Origin of the sequence: Shewanella algae (assembly GCF_009183365.2) — a bacterium.
In the GTDB taxonomy this organism is placed as follows: domain Bacteria; phylum Pseudomonadota; class Gammaproteobacteria; order Enterobacterales; family Shewanellaceae; genus Shewanella; species Shewanella algae.
Genome location: NZ_CP068230.1, coordinates 2658979 through 2678278 on the forward strand (window position 1 = coordinate 2658979; position 19300 = coordinate 2678278).

The following is a 19300-nucleotide window of genomic DNA, read 5'->3' on the forward strand; positions in this document are numbered from 1 at the left end:
GTTATAAGAAAGAAGAACAACAATGGCCGATCTCTGGGTAAACGAAGCAATTGCCAAAATCGAAGCCGATTTTCAGCGCAGTGCCGACACGCATTTGATTAAACTGGAACTGCCGGCGGTAGCCGGAGTGGATATCTATCTTAAAGACGAAAGCACCCATCCAACCGGAAGCCTCAAGCACCGCTTGGCAAGATCACTGTTTCTGTACGCCTTGTGTAACGGCTGGATCAAACAGGATACTCCTGTCATTGAATCCTCATCCGGCAGCACTGCTGTCTCCGAGGCCTACTTTGCCCGCCTGCTGGGGCTACCCTTTATTGCGGTTATGCCGGCCTCCACCGCCCGCAAGAAGATACAGCAGATAGAGTTTTATGGCGGCCGTTGTCACTTTGTCAATCACTCCAGCGAAATCTACGCTGAGTCTGAGCGGCTGGCGCGGGAGCTGAATGGCCATTATATGGATCAGTTCACCTATGCCGAGCGGGCCACCGACTGGCGCGGCAACAATAATATTGCCAATGCCATTTTCGATCAGATGCAGCGCGAGCCCTTCCCTATTCCCGAGTGGATTGTGATGAGCCCGGGTACCGGCGGCACTTCGGCCACCATTGGCCGTTATATCCGCTATCAACAGCTTTGCACCAAGCTGTGTGTGGTCGACCCGGATAACTCAGTGTTCTATGACTATTTTCAACAAAGAGATGCGGCCATCACCTGTGAGCAAGGCAGCAAGATTGAAGGTATAGGCCGGCCCAGAGTCGAGCCCTCCTTTATCCCGGGGGTTGTCGACTCCATGTTGAAGATCCCTGATGCCGCCTCTGTGGCGACAATCCATTGGCTGGAACAGATCATCGGCCGCAAGACCGGGGCCTCGACCGGCACCAACCTCTATGGTGCCCTGATGCTGGCGGCCGAAATGAAACGCGACAACCGCCAGGGCTCAATAGTGACCCTGATCTGCGATCCCGGTGAGCGCTATCTGGACACTTATTACAACCCCGAGTGGATAGCCGCCAACATAGGGGATATCAGCCAGTATCAAAACAAACTGAAGCAGTTTGAAACCACGGGTGAACTCTGCTGCTAACAACGCGCTTCAGATAACAAAAAGCCGCATCAATGCGGCTTTTTGTCGATTACCACTACGGATTAATCGATATCCAGATACTTGTGAGTCTGAATAGACAAACGCCAGTTGCGTTCGATACAGACTTTCATCGCCAGCGCCGTCGCCCGGCTCTTCTGACTGATGGGCTGCAGGCAGATAGCCTTGTCTTTGAGATCCAATCCCCGCAGCAGTTGATCCAGTTCCTCAATATGAGCCTCGGTCGCCACCGGATGCTTAATCTCATTTGCCCGCTCCAGCGCCTGACGCAGTACCGGCATCCCCCCCTTCATACCGACCTTGGGCGAGACTGTGACCCAGGTATCTGCGCTGCAATTCACCTCAAAGGTGCCACTGGTTTCAATTTGAGTGCGAAAGCCTGCGGCATTAAATGCTTCTGTCATTTCAGTGAGCGGATAGAGACAAGGCTCACCACCTGTGATCACTATATGCTTAGCATTGAATCCCTGCTGTTTGAACGCCTCCAGTAAAGACTTGGCATCATGCTCTGCCCAGCGACCGATACTGCCATCGGTGCGGATCACATCGGCAGGTTTCACCTGATTATGCTCAAGCTTGTCCCAGGTCTGGCGGGTATCACACCAAGGACACCCCACAGGGCACCCCTGCAAACGCACAAAAATGGCCGGAACGCCGGTAAACACACCTTCTCCCTGCAGGGTTTCAAAGACTTCGTTGACGGGGTAGTACATCGGGGTTCCTCATATTTGCCGGGGCGGCATTTATAGAGGAATTTGGCCCCAAGCGCAAGGATGAGCGAATTTTCCGTTTTTTACCCCGCCGGCGCTGACAGCCGGCCAAATTAGGGTAAACTGTGACAATTGAGTCATCCCTTTGAATAGACACTTATGTCTTCATCCAATCAATCGCTTATGTCATCAGAATCAAACGCACCGCAAACCCAAACCGCAGAGCCGCCCCGGAGCACTAAGCCAGCTATTTCCAAGGCGATAGTCGTTTTCAGCGGCGGTCAGGACTCCACCACCTGCCTTATTCAGGCCTTGGCCCAGTATGATGAAGTACATGCCATCACCTTCGACTATGGCCAGCGCCACAGCCAGGAGATTGAAGTTGCCAAACAACTGGCGCAAAAACTCGGCGCCGCCAGTCACAAGGTGCTGGATGTTACTCTGCTCAATGAGTTGGCCATCTCGGCCCTCACCCGCGACAATATCCCGGTATCAAACGACTTGATGGACAATGGTCTGCCCAATACTTTTGTTCCCGGACGCAATATTCTGTTTTTGACCCTGGCGGGGATCTATGCCTATCAAATAGGCGCCGATGCCGTGATCACAGGCGTCTGCGAGACCGACTTCTCCGGCTACCCGGACTGCCGTAATGACTTTATCAAGGCGATGGAATCTGCGCTGGTACAAGGCATGGACAGACAGCTGCGTTTGGTTACGCCACTCATGTGGCTCAACAAGGCCGAAACCTGGGCACTGGCAGATAAATACCAGCAACTGCCACTGGTAAGGGATGAAACCCTTACCTGCTATAACGGCATTCTTGGCAAAGGTTGTGGCACCTGCCCCGCCTGTTTACTGCGCCAAAAAGGGCTGGATGAGTATCTGGCAACACCGGACTGCATCCAGGCAATACTGGCGGCCAAGACAGCGTGAAGCCGAGATCCGCTTATTTTTCAGGTGTTGTGTTAACAGCCCTGGCGCTGCTGCTGTATTCTCTGCCGCTCACTGAGCTGTTGGCCTTTCGCCGCAGCGCCATAGAACAAGGTGAGCTGTGGCGGCTTGTCTGCGGCAATCTGCTGCACACCAACTTCTGGCATCTGCTGATGAACCTCGCCGGGTTTTGGGTGATCCTTTATCTGCATAAGGAACACTATAACGCCCTGGGTGTATTGATATTGACCCTGGCACTCTGTCTGTTTGAAGGTGTAGGGCTATATCTTTGCTACCCGAAGCTTATGGGTTATGTTGGGCTAAGTGGCATACTGCACGGCCTGTTTGCCTTCGGCGCCCTGGCCGATATTCGCAGCGGTCGCAGTTCAGGTTACCTGCTGCTTGCTGGCGTTATCGCCAAGGTCGGCTGGGAGCAATGGCAAGGGGCGGCCGCTGAAGTCAGTGCCCTGATTGGCGCCAGAGTCGCGGTTGAAGCGCATCTTGTTGGCCTGATTGGCGGTATCGCACTGTTTGGCTTGTGGCGACTGAGTGCTTATAAAGCGCCGAAACTTTGATACCAAGCCTAAGCATTTAAATAGGGGTTTTTAAATTAGACTTTTAAATCAAGCTCTTTAAAGTCGTTGACAGATGAACAGCACAAAGAACCCGGCTTTTGCCGGGTTCTTTGTCAATGGGGCGATTTTAGGGAAGGTGCGAACAAGCCCCATGTGTGCTTTAGGCCTTGATAAGCTCCTCTCTGAGCCTTGCCACTTCATCACGCAGCGCAGCGGCCTGCTCAAACTCCAGATCCCTGGCATGCTGGTGCATCTGTTTTTCCAGCCTGTCGATTTCATGCGCCAGATTGGCAGCGTCCACCTGATAAGCCGACTTGCGCTCCGCCACCTTGCGGGCACCCGGCTGGGGTGCTGCCGATGAGGGGGAATCTCCCACATCCATAACATCTGTGATCTTCTTCACCAAGCCCTTGGGCACTATGCCATTGGCCAGGTTGAAGGCGTGCTGTTTCTCGCGGCGACGATTGGTTTCATCCATGGCCTTTGCCATTGAAGGGGTCACCTTATCGGCGTAAAGGATCACCTTGCCGTTAATGTTACGGGCTGCGCGGCCTATGGTCTGGATAAGCGAGCGCTCGGAGCGCAGGAAGCCCTCTTTATCGGCGTCGAGTATGCACACCAGAGACACTTCCGGCATGTCCAGCCCTTCCCTGAGCAAGTTGATGCCGACCAGCACGTCGAATACCCCCTTACGTAAATCGCGAATGATCTCTACCCGCTCCACGGTATCCACGTCCGAGTGCAAATAACGCACCTTAACGCCGTGTTCATCGAGATATTCGGTGAGATCTTCCGCCATCCGCTTGGTCAGCGTGGTCACCAGCACACGTTCGTTGACGGCAATGCGCTTGTTGGCCTCAGACAGCAGATCATCCACTTGAATCGCCACCGGCCGCACTTCCAGCTCGGGATCCAACAAACCCGTGGGCCTGACCACTTGCTCGGCCACATCGCCGCCGCTGCGTTCAAGTTCATAACCGCCCGGTGTAGCCGAAACATAAATCGTCTGCGGCATCAAGGACTCGAACTCTTCAAACTTGAGCGGTCTGTTATCCAGTGCCGAAGGCAGGCGGAAACCGTACTCCACCAGAGTGGTTTTCCTCGAACGGTCACCCTTGTACATGGCACCTATCTGCGGCACAGTCACATGGGACTCGTCGATGATCAGCAGACCATCCGGCGGCAGATAATCCAGCAAAGTCGGCGGCCCTTCTCCCGGTGCACGCCCGGAGAGATAACGGGAGTAGTTTTCGATACCGGAGCAATAACCCAGCTCTGTCATCATCTCCACATCGTACTGCACCCGCTCGCTGATCCTTTGTGCCTCAATCAGCTTATTGGTATCCAGTAACTGCTGACGGCGCTCTCTGAGCTCGGCCTTTATCTGCTCTGTGGCCGCCAATATTTTTTCTCTCGGGGTCACGTAGTGAGTCTTGGGGTAAACCGTGGCCCGGGCAATGCGTTTACGTACCTGGCCGGTCAAAGGGTCGAACAGCGACAGCTGCTCTATCTCATCATCGAACAACTCGACCCGAATAGCATCCCGGTCCGATTCGGCCGGGAAGATATCTATTACCTCACCGCGCACCCTGAAGGTACCCCGCTGCAGTTCAATATCGTTGCGGCTGTATTGCAACTCGCTGAGCCGCTGCAGTATATCCCGCTGGCCCATGATGTCGCCCTGGCGCAGGTGCAGCAGCATCTTCATATAAGAATCAGGGTCGCCAAGACCATAAATGGCTGAAACCGAGGCCACCAACACCACATCACGCCGCTCCAGCAAGGCCTTGGTGGCCGAGAGTCGCATCTGCTCAATATGAGCGTTGACCGAAGCATCCTTCTCAATAAAGGTGTTGGTCGAAGGCACATAGGCTTCCGGTTGGTAGTAGTCATAGTAGGAAACGAAGTATTCCACCGCGTTATGGGGGAAAAACTCTTTCATCTCACCGTAGAGTTGCGCCGCCAACGTTTTATTGGGCGCCATAATGATGGTTGGCCGCCCTTGATTGGCAATCACATTGGCAATGGTGAAAGTTTTTCCTGAGCCGGTAACCCCCAGCAAAGTCTGGTTGGCGAGCCCGGATTCCAGGCCATCAACCAGTTTGGCAATGGCGGAGGGCTGATCTCCGGCAGGAGAATACTGAGACTCCAAACGAAACGGCGTAGCTGACACTTTAATGCTCCTTCGGTTAAGCCTTTCATTTTACTCATTGGGCCGAATTACGCCAAGCCAAAAGCCGCATTACTCCTGCCAACATGATGTCAGCAGCAGCTTGTGCTGAAACTCAGCAACGAGACGGCAGATGTGGCGGCCAAATATAAAAAATCCATCCGAATGAATCACTGAGGCGGATTTAATGCACAAGGATTGGCAGATACTTCCTTACAGCTTTGTTACAAAAATCACCAAGCAAACCAAAGCGGCTTGACTTTTATATCTTGCTGTTTTTGTTATGTTTATATTTTAGCCTCCCAAATTGACCATTTTAAGTTCAATGCTGATGCCACAAGGGTTTGCAGCCCATAAAGCGGGGAAGCTCACAGGTTTATCCACAGATTTAGTGGATAAGTCAGTGTAACCCTTTAGCCATGGGGGCTTGAGGCATCCAGTTCCATTTATCCTACCCTGGTGGGTATTTTGTAATAAAAGAACATATGAAAGTGTGGTACTCACAAAGCGGATTAAGCTGCACCAAAAATGAACACAAAATGATTGTGCTGCCCTTTTTTGAGCGGTGTTCTATCTTGCTTGAAGCGCTCAGTTTGATGCCCCTTTCATAATCCCCCATGGTATTTATCTATGGCATGGCAGCTCAATCGCTAGCAAAGGGCTCATTAAGGTCGATATCCTTGTTGCAAATGGCAAGAGGTCTGAGTCAAACGCCTGGCACATAAGTGTTTAGCCGTTATTTTTTAAGCAAAAAATATCCATAAAGCAGTTTTATCCATCACTGTGAGCATTAGATAAGCAATTAACAGCTTAATGACACTTTTTTTGGGGATGCGAGTTGACTCCACCCACAGAGCGATTTACTATGCGCTCCGTTCTCAGCGAGACAAGCGAGAAATTGCGATTCCCCTGTAGTTCAGTCGGTAGAACGGCGGACTGTTAATCCGTATGTCACTGGTTCAAGTCCAGTCAGGGGAGCCACTTCAAGCAAGTCTTATGAAAACAATAGGTTAATCCTAGCTAAATTATTCCCCTGTAGTTCAGTCGGTAGAACGGCGGACTGTTAATCCGTATGTCACTGGTTCGAATCCAGTCAGGGGAGCCAATTTAGTTAGCTTGAAATCTGTTCCCCTGTAGTTCAGTCGGTAGAACGGCGGACTGTTAATCCGTATGTCACTGGTTCAAGTCCAGTCAGGGGAGCCACTTCAAGTTTGACCTAAGCGAAATCTGTTCCCCTGTAGTTCAGTCGGTAGAACGGCGGACTGTTAATCCGTATGTCACTGGTTCAAGTCCAGTCAGGGGAGCCACTTCGATTTTCGCTCAGCATCATATTCTATTCCCCTGTAGTTCAGTTGGTAGAACGGCGGACTGTTAATCCGTATGTCACTGGTTCGAGTCCAGTCAGGGGAGCCACCTCACCTCTTTCTGCGTTTTGTATTTATAACAAATACGTATACAATTTCGACAATCGTCTCGACATTGGTCTGAACTCAGATAAAGATGGGCATTTCGCGCTTTTTTCAACTGTTACTATTATTGGGGTTTCTGGCTACCGGCATGGTGCTGCTACAGCAGGAGCGGCAGATTCTGGAGCAGGAAGGTAATGCCCTGTTGCAGCGATTACAACAAGCGCAGGAGCAAGCCCAGGACGCAGATGATGCCGCAATCCTTTACCGGCAGCTGCAGGACACTGCGCCGCTGCAGTTTTTCCAATATACAGATGACGCCGACGGCCAAAATAATCTTACCAGAGGCAGTTTCCTGCCTGAGATGAACTGGCAATATTATTTGTTGCCGTTGCAACTCGAATCCCAATACCGCTTCGCTTCCGGGCGGGTTTTACTTAAGCCCGACCTCAGCCCTCTTAGAGATCAAGGGATCCATACACTCTGGCTAGCAGGATTACGCTTACTGCCTCTTTATCTGGCCCTGGCGTTAATCTTTGCCTTGATGATGGGCCGTCATAAACGCGTCCTCAAATATGCGGCAGAGTATTTAACCAAGATGTCCCAAGGCCAGTTTGATTCTCTGGCACAGAGCCGCTTTCGGGGTGAACTCAAGCCCTTGGGGCAAGCATTGGAGCAAAGTCGGCAGCTGTTCAAGCAGCAGTTTGACAAACTTGAGTCGGAAAATCTGGCACTGAAGAAGCTCGCCTATGAAGATCCGGTAACCGGCTTTGGCACCCGCCAGCACTTCACCGAAAAACTGCAGCAACTGTCTCTTTCCGGCAAATCACAAATTGGAGTGTTAATCCTGGTAAAAGCCACTGAGCTTGGTCATATCAATCAACTGCACGGCCGTCAGGGCGGCGATGACTATCTTGCCCGTGTCGCGGTTTGTATTCGCCGGGCACTCCAGGGCTACAAAAACAGCGAAAGCTTTCGTATTGCCAGTACTGACTTTGCCATCTTTATCCCCTCAATTGTGCTGAAAGACGCGCAAACCTTTGCCACCCAGCTCAAGCGTGAGCTGGAAGAGTATCAAGCAGAACTGCAAACAGACTCCATTGCCCATACAGGTATAGTGGCCTACGCCAGCGACAAAGATCCCATGGGTATTCTCGCCATGGCCGATACCGCCACCAACATCGCGCAAACCTTGGGCCCTAATGCGGTGCAGTTCCAGGATAAGAATATGCTGGATGAAAAACTCGGGGATAACCGCTGGAAACTGGCCATTGAAGACTTGCTGAAGCGCCGGGCGCTCAAGTTTTACCAGCAACCCATTCAGCCCTGTCGCAGCGAGGTAGATGGCTACCGGGAGTTGTTGGCACGCTTTTACAACAGTGAAGGCAAGTTTCTACCTACAGCCACGGTGATCGCCATGGCCGAACGTCACGGCATGAGTCAGGAACTGGATAAACTGGTACTGCTCAGCGCCTTGAAACTACTGCAGAGCCTGCCAAACCTCAGCGGTAATATCGGCGTCAATCTGAGCCCGGGTTCAGCCTCCAAAGAAAGCTTTATAGCCTGGGCCCGAGATCTGCTTTCCAAACACCCGAGATTGGCCTCAAGGCTGGTGTTTGAGATCAATGAAGCAGGTATGCAGGGCAATCTGGCTGCCAGTCACAAGTTCGTTCGCGCCATGCACAGCGTCGGCTGCAGGGTATCGGTAGAACGCTTCGGCATGGGCTTTACCTCATTCAAATTCTTCCGAGAGGTGCGCCCCGACTATATCAAACTGGATCCCAGCTATACCCAGGCAATAGATGAAGACACCAATAACCAGTTCTTTGTCCGTATGTTGGTCGATGTGGCCCGCCGCAGTGGTGTCAGGGTGATAGCCTGCGGCATCGAGCGTCAGGAAGAGAAGATGGTGGTGGAGAAATTGCTGGTCGACGGCATGCAGGGCTTCTATATCGCCAAGCCACAACAGCTGGATCCCGCCGAAATGAACAGAAATTAATGCCATTTATGGCCAAATACGGGCGCAAAGAAGGTAAACCCTGCTTTCTATATGTTGTTTATGACCACTGAAACACTGATAATAACCGCTAAGAAATCACAACGCCTGTAATGAGATGAGTGAGTATCTCCTGTTGTTGATTGGCACTGTGCTGGTCAACAATTTTGTATTAGTGAAATTCCTTGGCTTATGCCCGTTTATGGGGGTGTCCAGCAAGCTGGAATCTGCCATAGGTATGTCCATGGCAACCACCTTTGTCATGACCTTGGCAGCCATTCTCAGCTATCTGGTCAACCAGTATCTGCTGCTGCCATTCGATCTGGGCTACCTGCGCACCATGAGCTTTATTCTGGTTATCGCCGTGGTGGTACAGTTCACCGAAATGGTGGTACAGAAAACCAGTGCGACTCTGCATAGGGCGCTGGGGATTTACCTGCCGCTTATCACCACCAACTGTGCCGTGTTGGGTGTAGCCCTGCTGAACATCAATGAAAACCACGATTTTATGCAGAGTGCCATCTATGGTTTTGGCGCTGCCGCCGGGTTTTCACTGGTACTTATCCTGTTTTCGGCGATGCGCGAACGTCTGGCGGCGGCCGATGTCCCAGCGCCTTTCAAAGGCAGTGCCATCGCCATGATCACCGCCGGCCTGATGTCGCTGGCCTTCATGGGCTTTACCGGTTTAGTCAAATAGAGTTATGTCTTCCATGCTAATTGCAGTCATTTTATTGTCTCTGCTGGCGCTGGTATTCGGCGTTTTACTCGGCTTCGCTGCCGAGAAGTTTAAAGTTCAGGGCAATCCGATAGTGGATCAGGTCGAAGCCCTGTTGCCACAAACCCAGTGTGGTCAATGCGGCTACCCTGGTTGCCGCCCCTATGCCGAGGCCATAGCCAACGGCGAGAAGATCAATCGCTGCCCACCGGGCGGTACCGCCACTATGGAGAAACTGGCCGATCTTATGGGGGTCGATCCCGAGCCTCTCGATGCCAGTGTTGAAACCCAGGTCAAAAAGGTCGCCTACATTCGTGAAGAGGAATGTATCGGCTGTACCAAGTGTATTCAGGCCTGTCCGGTAGACGCCATTATAGGAACGGGTAAGCTGATGCACACAGTCCTGACCAGCAACTGCACCGGCTGTGATCTCTGTGTTGAACCCTGCCCTGTGGATTGTATCGATATGATCCCGGTGAAACAGGATCTGAAAACCTGGGACTGGCAGCTTAACGCAATTCCAGTGAAGTTGGTGGAAGAGGACAAGCCGTGCTGACATTACTCGAACAGTTGGATAAAGGAACTCAGTGGCGCCTGACCGGCGGAATTCATCCGCCGCAGATGAAAGACCTCTCCAATGGCAGTTCTATCGGGCGTCTACCGCTTGCCAGTGAATTCTTATTGCCCGTACCTCAGGTTGGTGACAGCGCCGTGCTCGAAGTCAAAGTCGGCGACAGAGTGTTCAAGGGCCAAGCGCTGACCCGTGGACTGAGCGCCATGTATCTGGCGGTGCATGCCCCCACCTCAGGCATCATTCGCGCCATAGAGCAAAGACCCAGCAACCACCCTTCTGCCCTGCCGGTATTGACCTGTGTGCTGGAAGCCGATGGCCAGGATCAAGCCATAGATTTTGATCAGCAAGACATCGCAGCATTAAGCCGCGAGCAGATCCTCAGCTGCATTCGCCAGGCCGGGATAGCCGGATTGGGCGGCGCCATGTTTCCGGCTCACATCAAACTCAACCCCGCCAGTGAGATTGAACTGCTGTTGATCAACGGCGTGGAATGCGAGCCTTATATCAGCGCCGATGACAGATTGATGCGCGAACACGCCAGCGAAATTCTGGATGGCATTGAAATTGTTCACGGACTGCTAAATCCCAAACGGGTAATTATCGCCATCGAGGATAACAAGCCCGAAGCCATACAGGCGATGCAGCAGGCACTGGATAGCTGCCACCTCCCCAAGGGAAGTATCAGGATCACTGTGATCCCGACCAAATACCCTTCCGGCGGCGAAAAGCAGCTGATCCAGATCATTACCGGGCAGGAAGTGCCTTCCGGCGCCATTCCGGCGCAACTTGGGATAGTAGTGCACAACGTAGGCACCGCCTTCGCCATTCGTGAAGCCGTTTGCCTGGGTAAGCCTCTCATAGAGCGGGTCGTCACAGTGACCGGCGGCAATATTCCAAAGCCGGGTAATTACTGGGTGCCACTGGGCACGCCCATAGCCCATATACTTGAGCAAAGTGGCTTCACCCCCAGCGGTCAGGATACCGTCATCATAGGCGGCCCCATGATGGGCCACACCTTACCCCTTATTAAGGTGCCGCTGCTCAAAGGCAGTAACTGTATTCTGGTGCCATCGGCCAGCGAGATCAGCCCTCCAGCCGAGGAGAAGGCCTGCATTCGCTGCGGTGAATGCGCTCAGGTGTGCCCGGCATCTCTATTGCCCCAGCAACTCTACTGGCACAGTAAAGCCGAAGAATATGACAAGGCCAGCGCCTACAACCTCAGAGACTGCATCGAATGTGGCTGCTGCAGCTATGTTTGTCCATCGGATATTCCTCTGGTGGAGTATTACCGAGTTGCCAAGGCGGCCATTAAGCGTAATCACGAAGAGAAACAGCTGGCCGAGCAGGCCAAGCAAAGATTCGATGCCAGGCTCAAACGGCTGGAGGCCGAGAAACAGGCCCGGGAAGCCAAAGCCAAGGCCGCAGCCGATAAGCGCCGCGCCGCCATGGGCAGTGGTGAGAAAGACGCCGTTGCCGAAGCCATGGCCAGGATCAAGGCGAAAAAAGCCGCAGAAGCCTCTGTGGTGGCCACCGAAAGCCCGGTAGAAAAAGCCGTGGAAACTGACTCGGCAGTTATCCAGCCAAAGGCGGACAAGAGAAAGAGCGATGTCGCGGCAGCGATTGCCAGGGCCAAGGCCAAAAAGGCCGCTGCACAAGGCACTGTTCCTGCTGAAGAAGTTGCTGATGCGACTACAGATAATGCAGCTGAAGGCACAACACCTGGCTCGGACAAGAAAGCTCAGGTCGCAGCCGCTATCGCCCGCGCCAAGGCGAAAAAGGCCGCTGCAGCCTCAGGGCAGACTGAAACTGGCACTTGCGAAACTCAAGATGCACAGGCCAGCAGCACTCAAGCGACAGCCTCCGAAGCAAGCCAAACCGTAAGCGATGATAGCAAGCAGGCTCGTATCGCGGCAGCGGTTGCCAAAGCCAAGGCCAAGAAAGCCGCGGCGGCGTCTGAGTCAACTCCAGCAACGGATGTCGACGGAGGATCAGCGCAAGGTGCCGAAGTAAACCAAGTCGCAAGCCAAGCAGCAAAACAAGCCACAAGCGACGATAGCAAGCAGGCTCGTATCGCGGCAGCGGTTGCCAGAGCCAAGGCCAAGAAAGCCGCGGCGGCGTCTGAGTCAACTCCAGCAACGGATGTCGACGGAGGATCAGCGCAAGGTGCCGAAGTAAACCAAGTCGCAAGCCAAGCAGCAAAACAAGCCACAAGCGACGATAGCAAGCAGGCTCGTATCGCGGCGGCGGTTGCCAAAGCCAAGGCCAAGAAAGCCGCGACTGCATCTGAGTCAACTCCAGCAACGGATTTCGACGGAGGATCAGCGCAAGCCGCCGAAGTAAACCAAGTCGCAAGCCAAGCAGCAAAACAAGTCACAAGCGATGATAGCAAGCAGGCTCGTGTCGCGGCAGCGGTTGCCAAAGCCAAGGCCAAGAAAGCCGCGGCGGCAAGTGAACAACCACAGGACAAAGGCGCGGCAAATACGCCTGTTTCGGCTGAAAGTCGGCCTACAATCGAGTCGACAACCGCTACCGAGCCCTCGTCCGCTGGTAGTACCCCGTCTGATGACAGTAAACAGGCGCGTATTGCCAGGGCAGTAGCCAAAGCCAAACAAAAGGCCAAAGAGAAGGCGCTCAGCGCACAGGAGAAAGATTGATATGGCGTTTAAAATAGCCTCCTCCCCCCATGTCAGCCGGCCGCTGCAAACCAGCACTGTGATGCAAAGGGTGCTGCTCTGCGCCCTGCCCGGCCTGGTAGTGCAGTGTGTATTTTTTGGTTGGGGCAGCCTTATTCAGGTACTGCTGGCTGTGACGGTTGCTTTGATTTCAGAGGCCGTCATCCTCAAGTTGCGTAAGCGCAAGGTACTTTCGACTTTGTCGGATAACAGCGCGGCTCTGACAGCAGTTCTTATCGGTATTGCCGTACCGCCACTCGCCCCTTGGTGGATGGTGGTGATAGGTACAAGTTTTGCCATCATCATGGTCAAACAGCTGTATGGCGGTTTGGGAAACAACCTGTTCAATCCGGCCATGGCCGCCTATGTACTGCTGTTGGTGGCCTTCCCGGTACAGATGACCAGTTGGGTCGCACCGGCGACTGTTGCCCAGCACTCTCCGGATTTTCTCACCAGTTTGCAGGTGATTTTCGGCGCCAGCCAAGGCAGCGTTGCCGAGTACTTCCAGCTCGGTATCGATGGCGTCACCATGGCGACACCACTCGATACGCTGAAAACGGATCTATCTATGGGAATGACCACTACCGAGAGCCTGCAAAAACCAATTTTTGCCGGCACTATCAACAGTGGCTGGTTTTGGGTCAACCTGGCCTACCTGTGCGGTGGTCTGGCGCTGTTGAAGATGAAGCTTATCCGCTGGCATATCAGTGTCGGTGTACTGGCCTCGCTGTTTATCTGCAGCGGCTTTGCCTATGCGCTTGGGCCAGATACCCATGTCAGCCCGCTTATTCACCTGTTTAGTGGCGCCACCATGCTGGCGGCTTTCTTTATTGCCACTGATCCTGTAACCGCGCCGGCCAGTAACAGGGGCCGATTTATCTTCGGCGCCCTTATCGGCCTGGTGGTGTACCTTATCAGAAGCTTTGGGGGTTACCCTGACGCCTTTGCTTTTGCGGTGTTGCTGGCCAACCTGTGCGCCCCTTTGATCGACTACTATGTCAAACCCCGAGCCTATGGCCATCGCGCCGGACATTGATAGCAAGAGAGATAGACAGTGCAAAAATCCATGTTGAAAAATGGTCTGCTTTTGGGCCTGTTTGCCCTGATATGCACCGCGGTGGTGGCGGTTGTCAATGACAGTACCCGAGATGCGATCCTGGCGCAGCAAAAGTTGGAACTCAGGCGCACCCTGGAGCAGATCATTCCCAATGAACTGCACGACAATCCGCTCGAGGAAAGCTGCATTCTATTGCAGGATAAAGACGCCCTGGGCACAACTCAGCCCATGCCGGCTTATATCGCCACCCAAGATGCCGAGCCGGTCGCTATTGCCATCGAAACCATAGCGCCGGATGGCTACAATGGTGAAATACGCTTGATCATAGGTATCAAGACAGATGGCACTGTGCTTGGTGTTCGCACTCTGTCGCATCAGGAAACCCCTGGGCTGGGTGACAAGATTGAGCGCAAGAAATCTGATTGGGTGGACGGCTTTATCGGCAGAAAGCTTCAAGGCAGTGATGACAAGGCCTGGTATGTGAAAAAAGACGGCGGTGAAATCGACCAGTTTACCGGGGCGACCATTACCCCCAGGGCCTACGTCAAGTCGATGAGAAACACCCTGGCCTTCTTTGAAGCCAATAAGAAGACCATTTTTTCCCAATCACAGACATGTGAGGCAAGCCAATGAGTTTATATCGCGATATCGCCTGGCAAGGCTTGTGGAAAAATAACCCCGGACTGGTGCAGATGTTGGGACTCTGTCCCCTGCTGGCAGTGACCTCCACCTTTACCAACGCCTTGGGGCTTGGGCTCGCAACTGCGCTGGTGTTGATAGGTTCCAACACCACAGTATCCCTGGTGCGCAATTTTGTGCCCAAAGAGATCCGCATTCCCGTATTCGTAATGATTATTGCCGCACTGGTAACCGCAGTGCAGTTGCTGGTTAACGCATACGCCTATGGCCTATACGTTTCTCTCGGTATTTTCCTGCCACTCATAGTGACCAACTGTGTCATCATAGGCCGCGCCGAAGCCTTTGCCTCACGCAACTCACCAATGAGCGCCGCCTTTGATGGCTTAATGATGGGTATTGGCTTTACCTTGGTATTGATGGTGCTCGGCGGAGGCAGGGAAATACTGGGGCAAGGTACCCTATTTGACGGTGCAGAGCAGCTGCTGGGACCTTGGGCTGCGAGCCTGCGCATTGAAGTCTGGCAAGTAGACACTCCCTTCCTGCTGGCGATGTTACCGCCCGGCGCCTTTTTGGGAATGGGTTTGCTGATTGCGCTGAAAAACGTGATCGACAAGAAACTCGCTGAGCGCCAACCCAGAGTGCAAACTGCCCCAGTGGAACGCGCCAGGATCACCAAAGTCAACTGAGGTCATTGAGTGAACAAAGACAAGAGACGGGCGATACTCGAACGCCTGCGGGACAACAATCCTCATCCCCAGACAGAGCTGAATTATTCCAGCCCTTTCGAACTACTGGTTGCAGTAACGCTATCGGCACAGGCAACCGATGTCAGCGTCAACAAGGCCACTGACAAGCTGTTTCCGGTGGCCAATACCCCACAGGCGATTGCCGATCTCGGGGTTGAAGGGCTGAAGGAATATATCAAGACCATAGGGCTTTATAACAATAAGGCCATCAATGTGGTGGCACTGTCCAAGATCCTTGTAGAGAAGTACAACGGCGAAGTCCCCGAAAACCGCGAGGCTCTGGAGTCACTGCCCGGGGTTGGTCGCAAAACCGCCAATGTGGTGCTCAACACCGCCTTTGGTTGGCCAACCATAGCCGTGGACACCCATATATTCCGCGTCAGCAACCGCACCCGCTTTGCGCCGGGGAAAAATGTGCAGGAAGTGGAAGATAAACTGCTCAAAGTGGTACCGGCCGAGTTCAAGGTTGACGTCCACCACTGGCTTATTCTTCACGGGCGCTATACCTGCATCGCCAGAAAGCCTCGCTGCGGCAGTTGTCTGATTGAAGATCTGTGTGAATTCAAAGAAAAAATCTATCCGGAAGATTAATCCAGAAACGACAATGCCGCCCTAAGGCGGCATTGGCTTACATATTCTTGCTCAGCGCCAATCAAAAAATCTGTACAATCATAGCGGCGAAAACGATTGCAATTACCAAGGTAGATCCAATAGCCATTTTCAATTCTGTAGTCATGCTTGTCTCCTGCATCCAGCTAAGATAGGGTTGACACCATTATTAATGAAGCAGACACAAATACCATGTTTATTTCATGGATTTGTGAACTGGCTATCAAGTTAACGGCGGCCGGAACCACTCTATTTGGGAGTGATTCTCACCTCCCCGGATCTCGCTTGATCATCCACGCTACGGAAGCTCAACTGGGTTTCCGTTATAGAACCAAAAGAGGTAGCAATGTCACAAGTTCTCCATACCATGCTCAGGGTCGGTAACCTTGAACGCAGCATCCACTTCTACACAGAAATCATGGGAATGAAGCTACTGCGTCAATCGGAAAACCCTGAATATAAATATACCCTCGCCTTCGTCGGCTACGGCGAAGAATCAACCGGCCAGGCAGTCATAGAGCTCACCTACAACTGGGGAACAGAGCAATATGATATGGGTAATGCCTTTGGACATATTGCCATAGGCGAAGAAGATATCTACGCCCGCTGTGAAGCAATCAGCGCCGCCGGTGGCAAGGTTATCCGCGCCCCAGGCCCTGTTGCCGGCGGAACCACTGAAATTGCTTTTGTTGAAGATCCTGACGGTTACAAAATAGAGCTCATTCAAATGAGCTCGGCTGAGCACGGCCTGGGTTAAACCATCAGACATTAAAAAAGCGCCCGAAGGCGCTTTTTTTCATTCCATGATATGGCTTAGAACTTGTAAGTCACACCACCGTAGATTTGACGACCGATAGTGTCATAGACTTCAGGTACCGTACCCGCATCACTACCATTGGACACAAATGAAGGTTCTTCATCAGTTAAGTTCTTAACACCCAGTGAAGCTGTGAAGCCATCCGTGAAGTGATAAGTACCGACAATGTTGTGGTACATTACAGCATCAGCCTTTGCAACTGCAGTGAACGGTTTATCATTCTGATCGTAATCAGTATAGATATCATCCATCTTACCTATATAACGGTTGTAATACATCAAACTCCAATCGCCACGACTTGCCTGAATACTGAAGTTGTTACGAACTTCTGCATAAGCGCCAAAGTTACCATCGATAGTACCGTCATAGGCAACGCCATCCTGCTCAAACTCCAGCAGATAGGTCAGGTCGTTGTTGATCTTCCAATCCAGCCCCAGACCTTCAAAGCTGTAGGCCAGGTTGAAATCGATACCACTGGTATTCTGGCTACCCACGTTGGTCAGAGGGTTGGTCAGTTTAGACAAGTCTCCATTAGCTTCTATACCGAACTGTTTACATGCATCACCACTTTGACCACCAGTTTGTTGTTGCTCTTTAAAACAAGCATTCAAGCCTGCTTGAGCATCCAGACGGGTAATGGCATTGCTCACCCGGAAGCGCCAGTAGTCCAGTGTCAGAGACATACCATCGATAAAGCGTGGCGAGTAAACCAGACCGGCAGTGTAAGACTCAGACTCTTCCGGTTTCAGACCCGTATCTGAGGTGTAGTTAACCAGGATCTGTGGATCTTGTTCATTACCCCATGGATCATCCAGATAGTCATAAGACCCTGTGTTACCACCGTAGAGCTCGCTGACGTTTGGCGCCCGGAAACCGGTAGCCGCCACGGCGCGCAGCATCAAATCATCTGTGGCTTCATAGGTCAGACCTATCTTCCAGGTCGTTGCCTTGCCGAAAGTTGAGTAGTCATCGAAACGCAGGGCAAATTCACCGGTCAGTTTTTCAGTGAAAGGTACACTGACTTCCTGATAGATAGAGATAACGTCGTAATTACCATCAGTTGGGTCTTGCTGGGCGGCAGTACCTTCACCGGCAACAATCACAGGATCAGGGTTGTAATAACCGCTGTCGTAACGGTATTCGGCACCGATAGCGAAGCTGACAGGACCGGCACTCAGATCAAACAGCTCACCACTCAATACGCCGGCAACCACGTGTTGTTCATTACCACCATCATTGCGCTCGGTGAAGCCGATGTCATTGATGATCTCTTGAGTCAGCGGGGCACCACTGAGCCAGGCATCCAGATTGTTATAGACGGACTCTTCCATCTTTTTGGCATTGATGGAGTTTTCAACCCAGGTATCGGCCTTGTTTTTGCCATAAGTGTAGGAAAGATCCCAAGTCATACCTGTGTTGACATCGAGTGTGCCCTGCAGGCCAATAGAGGCGCGCAGAGTATCGATGTCCTGGTTGTAGATACGAGGGCCTACATCATTGGTACGGCGACGATAGTTAACACGGCCGGTTTTATCGGCCTTAATGCCGGCGTCCAGCATGGACTGATCCAACGTGATGCACTTGACCGGATCATCTGTTTGACCACAAACACCCAGCATAATATCAGCTGGCTGAGCGGCCATTTGCTGATCTGACTTACGCTTGGTGTACAGAATATCACCTGTCAGTACCAATTCATTGCCCAGCTCCTGGATCATGTTGGCAAACAGACTATAGCGTTTACTAGGCGTCTGGAACCAGCTGTCTTGGGTATAGTCGTAACCTGTGCTGCGCTTAACCCAGTTGCCGTTGGCATCTTTGACCATACCAGCCAGAGAGCCGGTTGGAATGAAGGAACTGGCGCCTGGTTCGGTCCAGTCACGGTCGCCCTGAATAACACCACGACGGTCAGAGTAAGCTGCACCAAAGGTATAGTTACCGCCGTTGTCTGTGTTGAAACCGTACAGCAGGCTCAGTTCGCCGTTTTCACCGTCGCCCTTATCGGTTCCGCTGCCGTTGAAATCCAGCTGGAAGCCTTCAAAATCTTTCTTGGTGATGATGTTGACCACACCGGCAATAGCATCTGAGCCGTATACCGCCGAGGCACCATCCTTAAGAATCTCTACCCGGGCAATCATCGCTACTGGGATTGAGTTCAAGTCCACTGCACTATCTGCGCCTGAGCCTGAGTTCACCATACGGCGGCCATTGAGCAGTACCAGAGTACGTTCAGCACCCATACCGCGCAGATCGACCTGAGCCACGCCATCGGCACCATTGTTGGTGGTTGAACCTACAGCCGCACCGGCCATAGAGGTCTGAGCCTGCAGCAGTTGGTCAACAGAAGTGAAGCCTTCTGCACGAATGGCATCGGCACTGATCACTGTCACTGGAGAAGCGGTTTCCATATCCTGACGCTGGATACGTGAACCTGTTACTTCGATACGTTCTACCTTGGCACCGTCTTCTGCGGCGTAAGCCACCTGAGACACAGATGCAGCTCCCGTTGAAACCGCAGCAAACAGAGCCAGTCTGACTGCGCCAGTCAGCTTATTGGTTCTTGTCATTTTAAACTC

The 19300-nt window shown here is 52.6% G+C and carries 15 protein-coding genes and 5 tRNA genes; 17 read left to right on the plus strand and 3 right to left on the minus strand.

Annotation, left to right across the window (positions count from 1 at the left end; translation table 11 throughout):
- Window positions 1–22 precede the first annotated feature (22 nt).
- Window positions 23–1087 carry a PLP-dependent cysteine synthase family protein gene (locus E1N14_RS11855; protein WP_025010238.1) on the plus strand — a complete coding sequence of 355 codons (1065 nt, stop codon included), beginning with the start codon at window positions 23–25 and terminating at the stop codon, window positions 1085–1087.
- A gap of 62 nt (window positions 1088–1149) precedes the next feature.
- Here the strand turns inward: E1N14_RS11855 and queE are convergent, their stop codons facing one another.
- The gene (gene queE / locus E1N14_RS11860; RefSeq protein WP_025010237.1) at window positions 1150–1818 is read right to left on the minus strand and encodes a 7-carboxy-7-deazaguanine synthase QueE; all 669 of its coding nucleotides are present in this window, start codon (window positions 1816–1818) and stop codon (window positions 1150–1152) included.
- A 180-nt stretch (window positions 1819–1998) separates the two neighbouring features.
- Between queE and queC the strand changes: the two genes are divergently transcribed.
- Window positions 1999–2751, plus strand: coding sequence for a 7-cyano-7-deazaguanine synthase QueC (gene queC / locus E1N14_RS11865; RefSeq protein WP_051546963.1), 753 nt, complete (start codon window positions 1999–2001; stop codon window positions 2749–2751).
- Window positions 2752–2780: 29 nt separating this feature from the next.
- Window positions 2781–3323: a rhombosortase gene (rrtA, locus tag E1N14_RS11870; RefSeq protein ID WP_252727294.1), complete on the plus strand. Its 543-nt coding sequence runs from the start codon at window positions 2781–2783 to the stop codon at window positions 3321–3323.
- Between the two features lie 160 nt (window positions 3324–3483).
- Here the strand turns inward: rrtA and uvrB are convergent, their stop codons facing one another.
- Window positions 3484–5496, minus strand: a complete 2013-nt coding sequence (gene uvrB / locus E1N14_RS11875; RefSeq protein WP_025010234.1) for an excinuclease ABC subunit UvrB — start codon at window positions 5494–5496, stop codon at window positions 3484–3486.
- A gap of 902 nt (window positions 5497–6398) precedes the next feature.
- On the opposite strand from uvrB, the gene E1N14_RS11880 reads away from it, so the two are divergent.
- The 14 genes from E1N14_RS11880 to gloA all read left to right on the plus strand — a co-directional run bounded on the left by E1N14_RS11880 (window position 6399) and on the right by gloA (window position 16664).
- Window positions 6399–6474 (plus strand) — tRNA-Asn (locus E1N14_RS11880).
- 48 nt (window positions 6475–6522) lie between these two features.
- Window positions 6523–6598, plus strand: a tRNA-Asn gene (locus tag E1N14_RS11885).
- 22 nt (window positions 6599–6620) lie between these two features.
- Window positions 6621–6696, plus strand: a tRNA-Asn gene (locus E1N14_RS11890).
- 28 nt (window positions 6697–6724) lie between these two features.
- Window positions 6725–6800, plus strand: a tRNA-Asn gene (locus E1N14_RS11895).
- A 30-nt stretch (window positions 6801–6830) separates the two neighbouring features.
- Window positions 6831–6906, plus strand: a tRNA-Asn gene (locus E1N14_RS11900).
- An 87-nt stretch (window positions 6907–6993) separates the two neighbouring features.
- The gene (locus E1N14_RS11905) at window positions 6994–8898 is read left to right on the plus strand and encodes an EAL domain-containing protein (protein ID WP_025010233.1); all 1905 of its coding nucleotides are present in this window, start codon (window positions 6994–6996) and stop codon (window positions 8896–8898) included.
- 115 nt (window positions 8899–9013) lie between these two features.
- Window positions 9014–9592 (plus strand): electron transport complex subunit RsxA, encoded by a 579-nt coding sequence (rsxA, locus tag E1N14_RS11910; protein ID WP_025010232.1) that lies wholly within the window; start codon window positions 9014–9016, stop codon window positions 9590–9592.
- A gap of 4 nt (window positions 9593–9596) precedes the next feature.
- Window positions 9597–10166: an electron transport complex subunit RsxB gene (gene rsxB / locus E1N14_RS11915; RefSeq protein ID WP_025010231.1), complete on the plus strand. Its 570-nt coding sequence runs from the start codon at window positions 9597–9599 to the stop codon at window positions 10164–10166.
- A complete protein-coding gene (gene rsxC / locus E1N14_RS11920; protein WP_208155337.1) occupies window positions 10160–12838 on the plus strand; it encodes an electron transport complex subunit RsxC in 2679 nt (892 codons plus the stop codon). Before rsxB ends, rsxC begins: the two co-directional genes overlap by 7 nt.
- Window position 12839: 1 nt before the next feature.
- Window positions 12840–13892, plus strand: coding sequence for an electron transport complex subunit RsxD (gene rsxD, locus E1N14_RS11925; RefSeq protein ID WP_025011613.1), 1053 nt, complete (start codon window positions 12840–12842; stop codon window positions 13890–13892).
- A gap of 18 nt (window positions 13893–13910) precedes the next feature.
- Window positions 13911–14546: an electron transport complex subunit RsxG gene (rsxG, locus tag E1N14_RS11930; RefSeq protein ID WP_025011614.1), complete on the plus strand. Its 636-nt coding sequence runs from the start codon at window positions 13911–13913 to the stop codon at window positions 14544–14546.
- The gene (locus E1N14_RS11935) at window positions 14543–15238 is read left to right on the plus strand and encodes an electron transport complex subunit E (protein ID WP_025011615.1); all 696 of its coding nucleotides are present in this window, start codon (window positions 14543–14545) and stop codon (window positions 15236–15238) included. Before rsxG ends, E1N14_RS11935 begins: the two co-directional genes overlap by 4 nt.
- Before the next feature lie 9 nt (window positions 15239–15247).
- Window positions 15248–15889, plus strand: a complete 642-nt coding sequence (gene nth, locus E1N14_RS11940; protein WP_025011616.1) for an endonuclease III — start codon at window positions 15248–15250, stop codon at window positions 15887–15889.
- Between the two features lie 364 nt (window positions 15890–16253).
- Window positions 16254–16664: a lactoylglutathione lyase gene (gene gloA / locus E1N14_RS11945; RefSeq protein WP_025011617.1), complete on the plus strand. Its 411-nt coding sequence runs from the start codon at window positions 16254–16256 to the stop codon at window positions 16662–16664.
- Window positions 16665–16720: 56 nt separating this feature from the next.
- Here the strand turns inward: gloA and E1N14_RS11950 are convergent, their stop codons facing one another.
- Window positions 16721–19291 (minus strand): TonB-dependent receptor plug domain-containing protein, encoded by a 2571-nt coding sequence (locus E1N14_RS11950; protein WP_062793785.1) that lies wholly within the window; start codon window positions 19289–19291, stop codon window positions 16721–16723.
- Between the last annotated feature and the right edge of the window lie 9 nt (window positions 19292–19300).